Raw genomic sequence first — 13,734 nt, 5'->3', positions numbered from 1 at the left:
TAGAGCACCTCTCCAAACAGAGATGCCTGGAGAGGAAACGCATCAAGGATAAACCGAATAGACTGAAGAACAAATGGCTTATCCGTGTAGCAGATCACTGCGGCCAAAAGTATGGCCAACCGCATAGAGATCAATTCGACTTCTTGTGACCCTCACCCACTTGCTCCGGTTCACATTGATGATCGATCTCATCGAGGACCGGCCGTAGATAATCGGCGATCAGCTTGGCCCCTTCGTCAAAAAGAAGTTCAACATGGAGGCCAGGAACGCGAAGGACGTCCAGCCCGCCTTTGCAATGAGCTCCCCAACCCATCTTTGGATCTTCAGGAAAAAGATTGGCCAATTCGTCGCTTTGCATAATGACGACACGGTCATTTGTGTCAGGCGGCACATAAAAAAGGCGCGCCTTCGTCATATACGGATAGAAACTTAGATAATTATCCTCGATTTGTTTTTCGACTTCATCGGTAGGCTCCGGCGGTAAGGGAGGAATGATCCGCAAGGCAGCGGCGAGATTCAGCAGGCCGCTCTTACGCAGTCTGCGATATCCAGACAAAACCTTGGAAATATTCGCCTGCCCGCGCCAGATCCGCCGGAAATCCTGAAGAATATAATTTAGCTTATATTCAAGACTATAAAGGCAACGCGGCAGAAACCTTAAATGCCGTGGAATCCAATTATCGACCAGGATCACGAGCGGCACGGATTCCCCACTTTGGCGGAGCTGATGAGCCACTTCGTAAGCAATCGATCCCGATACGCACCAACCGCTTAGAATGTAGGGGCCATGAGGCCGCACCGCGCGGATAGGCTCAATGTAGTCGGATGCAATATCCTGCACGCTCCGTCCGGCAACCGGCTTCGCCCCCGCCATATCCTCCAATTGCACACCAATCATCGGCCGATCCGTTCCCATCATACGGGCGAGATTATAGAAACGGATTGCATTATTGATTGTGATGATTGGGATTTTGTCGCCTTCCGGCTGGATCGAAACAATGGCCCAATGGTCGGTAGCCTGATCCGGAAGGGACAGATGTGAGGCAAATTCACGTAACGTCGGCGACTGGAACAACGTCACGATATCAAGCTTCGTCCCAAAGACCTTCGCAACCTGCACCATCAAGCGCACGGCCAGCAGACTATGACCTCCGAGTTCGAAGAAATTCGAATCCGGCTTCACATCCTGGACCTTCAGGACGTCCTCCCAGATCGAAGCGAGCTTGGCTTCAACAGGACTCAGCCGATCCTCTTGTGGCACGACGGGCTTCGTCGGCACTGAAGCAGGAGACGCCGGGGTCGGCAATGCCGCCAGATCCACAGAACCGTTCGCTTTGCGCGGAAGCGAAAGCAGAACGCTAATATGTCCGGGCAGTTCATCCTGCGGCAGGGTCTGCGCAAGATATGTCATCAATTTGCCGGGCAGAGTCTCGAGCGGCGTATTTGTTCCGCTGGCCGGCACGACAAAAAGATTTGCTACCGGCTTGCCGGATGACAATAGCTGCGGAGCGATGATCGCATCAGCAATATCGGAATGATGAATAACCGTGCTGATCAGATCACTAAAACTTTGGTCCGCATCGCTCAGTGTCTGTGCCGATTCCCGCATCGGCGGAATCAACGCGGATAAACGGTCCTGCGGATGGCAGATGATCGATTCGAATGTCTTGACGAGAAAATCAAGCAGCCCCTCTGCAGTCGACCGATCAAATAGATCCGGATTGTATTCCATAGCCATGCGCCAGCCATTTGGCCAATGGACCATGAAGAAGTTCAGATCGTAGACGGATCCGACAGCCAGAGAAGGCAATCCGAGCAAATCGAAATTGCCATAGTGCTTATGCTCCATGACATCGTGGAGAACCGTGAAGCTGATGGAGACAAGCGGCAGGCGGCTAGGGTCACGTGGCGGATTCACAAGCTCGACGAGCTTGTGGAAGGGCATGCGCCGATGAATCAGCGCATGCTGGACAGTCTTCGCGACATTCCCCACGAATTCCCTGAACGTCGGATCACCGCTCGCATCGAGACGCATGACGATGTTGTTGATGAAGATACCAATCATGTTTTCGAGTTCAGGCTCGTCACGATTGGCGATCTGGGTCGAAAAGATAACGTCGTTCCGCCCGGTATAGCGATGCAACGCCGCAGCGATCACGGCACAACCGAGGCTGAACAAAGTGACATTATAATGTTTTGCGGTATCCTCTACTTTGGTGCCGAGATCATGCGGCAACATCGCAGCCAGGATCTCGCCACGATGCGTCGGCAAGGGAGGGCGTGGATAATCCGGCCTGACCTCGAAATAGGTCATACCCGCCAGTTGCTGTTTCCAGAACCTGGCCTCGGCGTCGAACCCTTCGCTCGCATAATATTCCTTCTGCCAGAGGCAGAAGTCACCATATTGCAGAGGCAGATCGGGCAGATCGGGAGTCCGTCCCGCCTCCAGCGCGGCCGCTATCATTCCAAAATCATTGGCCAGAATACGTATCGATGATCCGTCGAATACGATCTGATGCATGGCCACCAAAATGATTCCATGCGTCGGCGACAGCATGAGCAATGTCGCCCGAATGAGCGAGAAATGCTCCAGATCGAAAGGAACATGCGCTTCGCGATTGCCGAAGGCGAGTGCCTCTTCGTCGCGCTTTTCTTCCGGATGTACCGACAGATCGATGACGGTCAATTTGAAATCAACGTGAGGAGAGACCTCCTGCACGAGCTCTCCGTCCTTTTCGATGAAACGTGATCTCAGGATTTCATGCCGGTCAATAACCTGCTGGAACGCCCGTTCGACGAGATCGGGCGTGAAACATCCCTTGATGTCCCACCGCAGAGCGATGTTCAGAGCAGTCGTACCCGGATTGAGAGCATTGATGAACCAACACCGTTCCTGAGACGACGAGCAAGGAAAGCTGAGAATCTCTTCCGGGGTCTCCGCTTCCTTCTTCTCGTTCACCTCATCACTCTTCAAATCGGAAAAGCGCATCTGGTTCATTGCGGCCCTCCCGTCATACGTCCCCCTCTCCGCCGGAAGCTGGACAAAGAGGGAGTTTGAGGTTGATCGGCCGAGCTTGCTTTCGCCTCAGCCTTGGCGAGTTCTTCAATCGTCGGATGCTGCATGAGATCGGCGGCGGACAAATTAATATTCTGTTCGCGCATACGCAGAGCCAGACGGAAAATCTGGATGGAATCCACCCCAAGCGAGAAAATATTGTCATCGATCCCGACATCGGGGAGTTTCAGCACTTCTTTCCAGATCGCGACGAGACGCTTTTCCATCTCCGTCCTTGGCGGCGTCACGACACGATGCTCGAACTCGATGCCCACTTCGGCTACCGGCAGCGCCTTACGATCAAGCTTGCCATTCGGCGTCAATGGAAGTCGATCAAGCTTAAGCCACACGGTTGGTACCATATAATCTGGTAGTCGCGAAGCGACATGGGAGGAAAGCATGGCAGGCGACAACGCCCCTTCCTTCGCCTCGACGTAATAACCGACGAGACGCATCGTCTCTTCTGAAGAAGCCTGCAAGGCAACAGCGCAATCCGCAATGCCGGTACATTGGCGTATGACGGATTCAATATCACCTAGCTCAATCCGGAAACCACGCAATTTTATCTGCTGGTCGAGCCGGCCAACCAGTTCAATGGAACCATCCGGCAAACGCCGCCCCTTATCGCCCGTGCGATAAAGACGCTGCTGCGCCCCTTCCATTAAGGACAAATCAAAAAACGCGCCAGCGTCGAGATCGGGCCGCCGGAAATAACCACGCGCCAGGCCCAGCCCCCCGATATAAAGCTCTCCAAAGACGCCAATGGGTGCCAATCGCCGATGCTCATCGAGAATATGCAATTGCGTATTGAAGACGGGCATACCGATCGTGATGGAGGCACTACCCTTTTGGACACGGCCAATGGACGACCAGATGGTGGTTTCTGTCGGACCATACACATTCCAGAGCTCGCCATCGGTAGCAAGGAGCTGATCGGCTAGATCACGCGGCAACGCCTCGCCACCACAAAGCATTTTGAGTCCGGAATGCGGCTTCAACCCCGCTTCGAGCAGAATCCGCCACAAGGATGGTGTCGCCTGCACGACGGTCGCCTTGTGGGTCTCGATCAGAGAAATGAAACCAAAGCCGCCCTTGACATCTTCCCTGCTGGCGATCACGACGACACCGCCACGAATGAGCGGTAGATAGAGTTCGAGAGCCGCAATATCGAAAGCGATCGTCGTTCCGGCGACGAGAATATCCTTCTGTGTAAATCCCGGAACACTCGCCATCGACCATAGCAGATTGGCGACAGACTGATGGGCAATCTCGACGCCCTTGGGGACACCGGTCGATCCCGATGTGAAAATGACATAAGCGCTTGCCTCCGCGCTCACCGGCGGCAAGGGATCCTGACTCACGGGAACATCGAACCCACCGACACCGAGGCGCACAACCGGCAGGTCACCGACCATGGCTGCGAGCGCATCACTGTCACAAATCAGCGCCGAGACGTCGGCCGTATCCAGAACAAGACGTAACCGGGCCTCAGGATGTTGCGGATCAAGCGGCACATAAGCATGGCCGGCCTTCATGATTGCAATGAGCGCGATCAGCATGTCGAGAGAGCGGTCCACGGCAAGGGCGATGCGTCTTCCCTCACCAGATACCAGTTTCCGCAGACCCCGCGCCAGATGCGACGCCCGATCGTCAAGCTCCCGATAGGTCAGCGAAACGCCCTTGCAAATCGCTGCAACCTCATCCGGATGTTGCGCGACCTGATCGCCGATCAGATCGGAAATCGAACGCAGATCAACATCCGTCTTGGTGTCGTTCAAATCCGACAGGAGCCAATCTCGCTCCCCCGGAGAGAGCAAAGAAACATCCGTCAGCTGTTGTGCCGGATCCCTTGCGATCGATACCAACACCATGCGGAAATAATCGACCCAACGCGCGATCGTCGATTCATCGAATAGTTCAGTGCTGTAATCGCAATCAATCCGCAAACCACGGTCGGATTCGATAACATTCATGAACAGGTCGAAATTGACGAATGCCTTCGCATTTGGTGCCATACTGACCGAAAGACCCGGAAAATTGGCACTTTCGCCAAGCTTTTCCAGATTGAACTGGACCGAAGTGAGCGGAAGGCGACGCGGATCACGTGGAAGATTGAGCTTCCTGACCAATGTGCCGAAGGTGAAATCCTGATGATCGAATGCGTCCCCTGTAACCTTGCGGACCGCCTGCAAATGCGCGCCCACGCTCTGCGAAAAATCAACAGGTCCACGAATGGGGAGGAAATTCACGCAATGGCCAACGAGGATTTCGTCGTCGAGCAGACTCTGCCCCGCTGTCGGCACGCCGATCACGAGTTCTTCTGAGCCAGTCAATTTCGATAGAAGGATCTGAAATGCCGCAAACAACGTCGTAAACAGGGTGCATCCCTGTTTAGCACCCGCCTTGCGCACATCACGATAGAGGCCTTCCTCGATCGTCGTGCTATAGGTCGCGCCCGCGAATGTCTTTTGCGCCGCGCGCGGACGATCGGCAGGCAGCTCGAGAGATGCGGGGATGGTCTTGTATTGATCCAGCCAATAGGTCTCGGTCTCGCTCGCCGCTCCACTCTTGGCGGCTTCGTTCAACGCATAACGGCGAAAAGCGAGAACGGGGGGCAATCCAGCGTCACGGCCTTCCGCGCGTGCCGCATAGAATGCGGCGAGATCATTCATGATGACATTCATCGACCAGCCATCACAAATGATGTGATGGGCGGAAAAGACGAGAACATGATGGTCGGACGCCAATTTGATCAAACGTGCCCGGGCCAGCGGGCCATTGGCCAGATCAAAAGGTGTATGCGCGTCCTCGTCGATAATATCATGCAGCGCGATTGACGCATCGCTCCGCGCACTGAAATCCAGCCGCTCCAACGGCAGCACGAGCTGAGAAGCTATATGCAGCCTCTCACCGGTTTGACCGAAGGAACCACGCAAAATCTCGTGGCGATCGACGACATCCTCCAGCGCCAGCAGGAGCGCCGTTTCATTCAAGGAACCTTTTAAGTCGAGACTGACGGATTCATTGAAGGAACAGGAGGCCGCTTCGCCAAGTTGCGCCGCGAGCCAGACTTCTTTCTGAGGTTCCGTCAATGGCACCTCATCCGGCAGGACCATCGATGGCGGAACCACCGCGCCGAATATCTCCTGCCCGCGCGAACCCATCAAAATCTCTGCCCCTTGCAAGGCATCAAGGCTTTGCTGGAAGACCGAGAAAATATGTTCGATGTCGGCGTCACTATGAGCCGTTGTCAGAAAGCACGGGAATCCCTCGTGAATATGCACACCAAGGAGTCGCATATGAATGAATAACAGCGATGCAAGTCGGTCTTCGGCACCAAAATTCATGTAGAAAAAGCTGCTGAAGGTCTCAACACGGGTCACGAGGCCACGTTTCTCCAATTCACCATTCATACGCGCGACAAGCGCCGCCGTGCGCGCCGTCAATTTCTCCTGAAGACCGGGACCAGCCTCCTTGAGATGCAGGAGAACCGCCCTTGCTGCGGCGAGAACAAGAGGATGCCGCACGAAAGTACCAGCAAAGAAAGTCGGCGCGACCTCGGGGAATGAATCATCGCCGTATCGCCATTGTCCGCCATCCAAAGCATCCATGAAACGGGATTTTCCGGCCAGCACGCCAATTGGCATGCCGCCTCCGACAACCTTGCCATATGTCGCCAAATCCGCACGGATGTTGAAAACCGCTTGCATACCGCCTGGATGAACGCGGAAACCCGTCACGACTTCATCGAAAACGAGAGCCGATTCCGATTTGGCTGTGATCGCGCGTATTTCCTCGATAAAGGCCTTGGGCTGGAACGCCGGGTGGCGGCTCTGGACCGTCTCAATGACCACCGCCGCAAGATCATCGGCATTTTGCCGGATCCAGTCGAGGCTTTCAGGTGTCGCATAGGGGAGGACGACCATGTTGCCGACGGAACCGCGCGGAATGCCTGGTGCCACAGGCAAGGCGCGCGGCGGCGCGTTGCGGCTCGCCCCCTTGACCAACACTTCATCGAATTGACCATGATAAGCGCCATTAAACACAACGACGCGATCACGGCCAGTGACCGTCCGCGCAACGCGCATGGCCGCCATCACCGCCTCGGAGCCGGTATTACAGAAGGTGACACGCTCGTTCCCGGTCATTTCAGCGAATAGCGTGGCGACCTCACCGGCGAGAGGGGTCTGCGGACCAATGGCAAAGCCAAGCTTCATCTGCTCGCTGATTGCGTCGAGGATGAAATCCGGAGCGTGACCAAACGCCGTCTGGCCATAACCATTGACGAGATCGACATATTCATTATCGTCTATGTCCCAAATCTTGGATCCCTTGGAACGCGCACAGACGATCGGATAAACGATCTCCTTCCATTCCTGACGAAAACCGCTCGCCGCCCTCGGATCTGCGAGAACCGACCGGTATTCCTGCGTCATCGCCTTCGATCCCGGCGATTTCGCCGAATAACGAGCGACGAGCTCATCGATGAACGCCTTCTGTATCGGCAAAAGATCGTCCGACCGCGTCGCATTTCCCGGACGATAAATCTGGAAACGGGAAGGTGTTTCGCCCTCCTCATGTGGTTTATCTTGCAGGCTTCCATCCGATCGCACCTGCGTGGTCACCACGGGAGACGCCGCGGCCCCTAAATCGGAAACAGCAACATTCGATGTAACCACAGATGGACGAGACGCAACAACGCCTAGCCCATTTGCCGCACCCGATTGTAACACCTGCAATTGCTGCGACAGGAGAGTCTGCATCGCATGCAATTGTTCACGGAAAAGACCTTCGAGTCCCGAACCAGAATTGATCTGGGGGATAGCTTGTGGCGCCACAATTGCGTCGGAGCGGTGCACAGCCGGGATCACAGCCGCCACAGGTGTCGGTGCGGGCTCTGCAACAGGGTCCGGTGGCAATAAAGCGTCGAGATGTGCGACTAACGCTTGAATAGATGGAAAATCATTTAGCAACTGCCGAAAAGTAATCTTTATTCCGAAAACTTTCTGTAATTGCGTGGCGACTTGTGCGAGAAAAAGACTATCATAGCCGAGTTCTATGAAATTCGCGCCATAATCATCCGCTGCGATCTGATCTCCGGATAAAGACTCAAAAATTTCAAGGACATTTCTCGTCAGACGATGCGCACGAGACGCGCTTCCGGCGCTGGGGTTGGCCATCATATTCATCGTCGACTCCATAAAAACTTCTTTAGCAATATGGGACTCTTCCGCGCCGATCGGTAGACCCGATGCCAGATCTCTCGTCAGTGCGCCATTCGACGCCGCCGCATCTGACAACGAGCGCCACGCGGGCTGTGGTGCATCAATCCAATGCCTTTTCCGCTCAAAAGGATAAGTGGGGAGCGAAACGCGCCGGCAGGGCCTGGTGTGAATAGCCTCCCAGTCCGGTTCGAAGCCTTCCATCCAGAGACGCCCAACCGCCTCCGCAAATGCCTGGGTCTCGATTGTCCCACGCGTAGCATCCGGCAGGGAAGAAATCGCAGGTTTACGAATTTCCCCGGTCTCACCCGTCGTTTCCTTTTTCCTCCATGCCGCCGCCTGATTTGCCAGCGTAGTCAATGTCTGCCCCGCGCCGACTTCCAGCAAGATGGGATTGCCCTCGGCCCGAAGGTTTTGCAGAGCCTCGGCAAAACGGACTGTTCTGCGGCAATGCTGCGTCCAATACAGCGGTGAAGTCACCTCCGCCTCGGAGATCCAGCGCCCGGTGATGCAGGATACATAAGGTATTTTCGGCGCCCGAAATCTTATCCTCGATGCCGTCTCCGCAAGTTCCGCGACGACAGGATCCATCATCCGAGAATGAAAAGCATGCGACGTATGAAGGCGACGAGCGACGACATCCCGCCGAGCGAGATCATCAGCAAATTGCTCGATAGCATCGAGCCGGCCGGAGACAACACAAAGCGCCGGAGCGTTCACCGCCGCAATATCCAGTTCCTCCGGCAGGATCGTCGCGAGATCCGCCTCAGCAAGCCGAACGCTCAACATTCCGCCGACCGGAGCGGCATACATCAGACGGGCACGTTCCGCGACGAAGCCAAGAGCCTCCTCGAATGTCATCACTGATGCCAAAGTCGCGGCGACAAATTCGCCGATGCTGTGGCCAATCATGACATTCGGCTGGAACCCACAATGGGCGAAAAGATTAGCCGTTGCATATTCGACGAGAAACAACGCCGGCTGCGCAAAGAGCGTTGAGCGCAACCGCTCCTGATTTTCTGTCTTACTTGCCTGCGGCCCGTAGAGCAGATCGCGCAGGTCGAGGCCAATTCTGGACCGGAGAAAATCAGCGCCCTTATCAATAATATCGCGGAACGCCGGCTGCGTCTCATAAAGCTCCGCCCCCATACCGGGATACTGAGTACCCTGACCCGGAAACATGTATGCGAGCGTTGGGTGTGGCGCTGCGATTGTCGGCTTCACTCTTCCCTCACTAGCCGTCAGCGCGCCAATCGCATCGGACACATCACGGCAGACAATCATCGTGCGATGAGTGAAATGACGCCGACCGATCTGCAATGTATGGGAAACGTCATCCAGCGAGAGCTTAGGATCGCTCGCCAGCCGCTCGGCAAGCCTCCGCCTCATCTCATCGAGGGCTTCCGGACTGCGTGCCGCAAGCGGAAGAATATAGGCGGCATTCAAAGAGTCCGCATCGCCGGCAGCCTCCAAAAGTGGCGCTTCCTCGATAACGAGATGAACATTGGTCCCTCCGACGCCAAACGCACTGACACCGGCGCGCCGAGGTGTCCCTGACCGTCGCCACGGAATTGTTTCCTTATTGATGAGGAAGGGACTGTCGCTTAGATTAATTTGCGGATTTGGGGAGGTAAAGTGCAAAAGCGGAGGTATTTCTCCGTCGCGAAGCGTCAATACGGTCTTGATGAGACCAGCTACGCCCGCAGCGGCGTCGAGATGACCGACATTTGCCTTTGCCGATCCCAGAACACAGAAATTTCTGTCCAAGGTCGTCGACCGGAACGCCTTGACAAGACCGGAGAATTCGATCGGATCACCCAAAGGCGTCGCCGTACCGTGGCACTCTACATAGCCAATCGAGCGTGCATCGATACCAGCCATGGCATGCGCGGCGAGAATAACATTAGCCTGGCCATCAATACTTGGCGCCGTATAGCCAGCTTTTCCGCTGCCATCATTATTGATTGCAGCAGCACGTATCACGGCGTAAATCTGATCACCATCAGATATCGCATCCTCGAGCCGCTTCAGCACAACGACACCAACACCGCTCCCGAATACAGTTCCGGCAGCATCGGCATCGAATGGCCGGCAAAGCCCGTCCGGCGATGCCATACCGCCTTCCTGATAGAGATAACCACGCTGTTGCGGGAAACTGATCGATACACCACCCGCAAGCATCATATCCGCTTGATATAACAATAAGCCTTGACAGGCTTGTGCAACGGCAGTCAACGAGGTCGAGCAGGCCGTCCCGACACTGACCGCGGGACCGCGCAGATCAAGTTTATAAGCCGCCTTAGTCGCGAGAAACTCCTGCCCCTCACCGACGAGCATGGGATAATTTCCTAGCTGGAAATTACTCGTGAAGTCGTCGATGACAGACCGATCAGCGCAGACATTGTTCAAAAAATAGGTATTCGTGCTACAGCCAGCGAATACACCAATCGCCTCCGGATAGGTCGCCGGGTCATAACCCGCATCTTCAAGCGCTTCCCAGGCGCATTCAAGAAATAGGCGGTGTTGCGGGTCCGTTAAGGCCGCTTCTCGAGCGTGCATGCCGAAAAAGGACGCGTCAAACAGATCAACATCCTTGAGAATTGGTCGCGCCTTTACGAAATTGGGCGCACCACGAACCTCCGGCGGAAAGGCATCATCGAGCTCATTATCCACGAAACGAGAAACACAATCGCGACCCGCTTTGATATTCTGCCAGAATTCGCTTATGTTAGCCGCATCAGGAAACCGGCCCGACACGCCGATGATAGCAATAGCCCCTTCCGGTAGTGCCTGTTCCTCGTAAGACCGATTGTCATCCTTTGTCACCGGATGTCCCCAAAGCTAACTGATGCATTTTATGAAAATTTCATTTTGCTACCAAGCCGCACGGCAACGACCTTAGTTCAGTACTGAAATTTCCTCACTCCCTATTGGTCGCAATATATTATACTAATTCGGAGATGCCTAACCTCTAATCAAAGATGCACGCTAGCAAACTATTTTGCTAGCGGCACAAATGGCACTGTGAGCAGAACAGCCCGATTCAACAAGATGGAGCAATTCGGAAAGTTCCAAACATGCCCCTGCGCATTTAAATCGACGCAGGCACCATAATATTCAAATCCATTAAAAGAGCTTATTTTTGTAGCAAATACCTAATAGTTAAAATACTCCGACATATCATCATTCATCTTCCACAGTAGATTTTTTTGGGAATTTCAAGATCAATTTATAATTTTGAATTTCCTATCACAGAAAACACCTGCTTCTAGATCAACAATAATTTCCATAATTACCAATGATTTATAAACACAGAAATTCTAACGGGCTTCAATATAGTATTTTATAGCAATACAGTGCAGTTATATCAAGAATCAATGCAAAGAAACTCGCCCAGAAATACCACAATATAAATTGAACTAACGCGAGCTACCCTTCTCACTCGCTTTTTTCTGAAATCGCCGCAAATTATCGCTGCGCTTTGATGCGCGGGTGCGTGCCGACTCCAGCTCGTTATCAACGCGAGTCTCTCCAAGAAAACTGGCAAGTTCCATAATATTTGAATATTGAAATAAAGCGACCAACGGAAACTTTTTGTTCAATTCCTTCTCGATCTCGGCGTGAGCGGCGACCAGCTGTAAGGACGTACCACCAAGATCGAAAAAATTCCTGTCAAGCGGGATAGAATCAACCTTCAAAATATTTTTCCAAATTCCAAGTAGCAATTTTTCCAAATCCGACAAAGCGATTATATCAGAATCGGAGGGTAGCGTCGGTCTCTCTGGCGGAGGCAGCCGCCGCCTATCGACCTTGCCATTCGGTGTTAAAGGAATGGTCTCGAGAACCACTACTTCGTGGGGAACCATATAATCTGGCAACGCACGACCGAGGCGAGCGAGAACGGAAGCGACCCAGGCGGATCGAGTAGCTGTCGATACGCTTTCGTACTTCGCTGGCTTCAAATAAGCGACAAGATGCCTCACGCCACTTGAATCATCGACAACGACCACAGCATCCGCGATCTGTGGATCATCACGCAACACATTACTGATCTCTTCAAGTTCAATACGCCTACCGTTGATCTTGACCTGTTGATCTGCACGGCCGAGAAACGCGATCATTCCATCAGAACGCAAACGTACGAGGTCACCTGTCAAGTAAAGGTTTGTTGTCCCTTCTGAATCAAATGGATTTCGTACGAACTTTTGAGCCGTTAATTCCGGCCGATTCAAATATCCTCGCGCAACACCTAGTCCACCCACACAGAGCTGACCCGTCTGCCCTGAGGCCACCGGCACAAGACCATCATCAAGGATGTAAACATCAGTCCCGACCAAAGGGACACCGATCGGCACGGCACCTCCACCCCAACCCTCTGGCGGAATGGAATAACAACATGTAAATGTCGTGTTTTCAGTCGGGCCATAACCATTGACAAGACGCGTATGTGGTAGCCCCTTCAACGCTGCTTCGACATGCGTTGGCGACAAAGCCTCACCACCGGCAAGAATACATTGAAGATGCTCAAGCGCGGACAAGCGGTGATCCACCAACAAGTTAAATAAACCCGCAGTAAACCACGCCGTTGTTATCCTGTATGCGTCGAGCGCATCGGCAATTTGATCAAGAGAAGGCCGAGCCTCTCCCACGATACCGATGCTAGCGCCATTAAGCAAAGCGCCCCAAATCTCAAATGTGCTGGCATCGAATGCAAGCGGCGCCAAATGGAGAAATTTCTGATCCGGTCCAAAGGGAGCATAATCTTGACCAAGAACGAGATGGGCCACCGCTTGATGCTTTACACAGACGCCTTTTGGCCGCCCCGTCGAGCCGGATGTATACATCACATAAGCCAGGTCTGCGCCATCACCTCCTACATCAGGCACTCGATCGGATTCACCACGTGCAGCCTCTAGCGCCAAGTCTAGATCGAATCCACGGGAATCACGGAAATTCTGAGTATATGGAAAGGTTTTATCATAGAGAACAAGGGACGGTTTCGCATCCTGCATCATGAATTCTAGGAGATCGATCGGATAAGCAGGATCAAGAGGAAGATAGGAGGCCCCAGCCTTGAGAATGGCAAGCAGAGCAACCACTGCCTCGCTCGAGCGACCAGTCAATAAAACGACAAGATCACCGGCAGACACACCATTTAAGAGCAAAAAATGCGCTAACTGGTTCGATTGGCGATCCAATTCTTCATAAGAAAGCAAATTATCGCCATCACGGACAGCGAGCGCGTTGGGTCGTAGCTTTACTTGTTCGAAAAAAAGCTCATGAACCCGAGCAAAGAGAAAATTGTTTCCAGACATAAATCACTAAGACCTTAGCAATAAATCAATTTTAACCGGGACCTCGGCACGTCCGCACGACATTCCAAAATATTTCGCACTTCTAGCAACTTTTCCGTTCCCAAAAAAGCGGTTCACCCAATTATGAACTTTCCGAGCCCAA

The 13,734-nt window shown here is 53.5% G+C and carries 3 protein-coding genes; all 3 read right to left on the bottom strand.

Annotated elements, in window-relative coordinates; all coding sequences use genetic code 11:
* Positions 1-130: 130 nt before the first annotated feature.
* Positions 131-2,998, bottom strand: coding sequence for a condensation domain-containing protein (locus tag DL88_RS04815; RefSeq protein WP_051955598.1), 2,868 nt, complete (start codon positions 2,996-2,998; stop codon positions 131-133).
* The gene (locus DL88_RS04810) at positions 2,995-11,103 is read right to left on the bottom strand and encodes a hybrid non-ribosomal peptide synthetase/type I polyketide synthase (RefSeq protein ID WP_051955597.1); all 8,109 of its coding nucleotides are present in this window, start codon (positions 11,101-11,103) and stop codon (positions 2,995-2,997) included. Before DL88_RS04810 ends, DL88_RS04815 begins: the two co-directional genes overlap by 4 nt.
* A 593-nt stretch (positions 11,104-11,696) precedes the next feature.
* Positions 11,697-13,592, bottom strand: a complete 1,896-nt coding sequence (locus DL88_RS04805) for a non-ribosomal peptide synthetase (RefSeq protein ID WP_034992699.1) — start codon at positions 13,590-13,592, stop codon at positions 11,697-11,699.
* Between the last annotated feature and the right edge of the window lie 142 nt (positions 13,593-13,734).

This window comes from Beijerinckia mobilis, assembly GCF_000745425.1.
In the GTDB taxonomy this organism is placed as follows: Bacteria; Pseudomonadota; Alphaproteobacteria; order Rhizobiales; family Beijerinckiaceae; genus Beijerinckia; species Beijerinckia mobilis.
The sequence above is the reverse complement of the archived record's forward strand: the minus strand, read 5'-3'. Positions and strand labels throughout refer to the sequence as shown.

Excerpts from the sequence above, each read along its gene's own strand:
- DL88_RS04815 (WP_051955598.1), bottom strand. The coding sequence starts at position 2,998 with ATGAACCAGATGCGCTTTTCCGATTTGAAGAGTGATGAGGTGAACGAG.
- DL88_RS04805 (WP_034992699.1), bottom strand. The coding sequence starts at position 13,592 with ATGTCTGGAAACAATTTTCTCTTTGCTCGGGTTCATGAGCTTTTTTTC.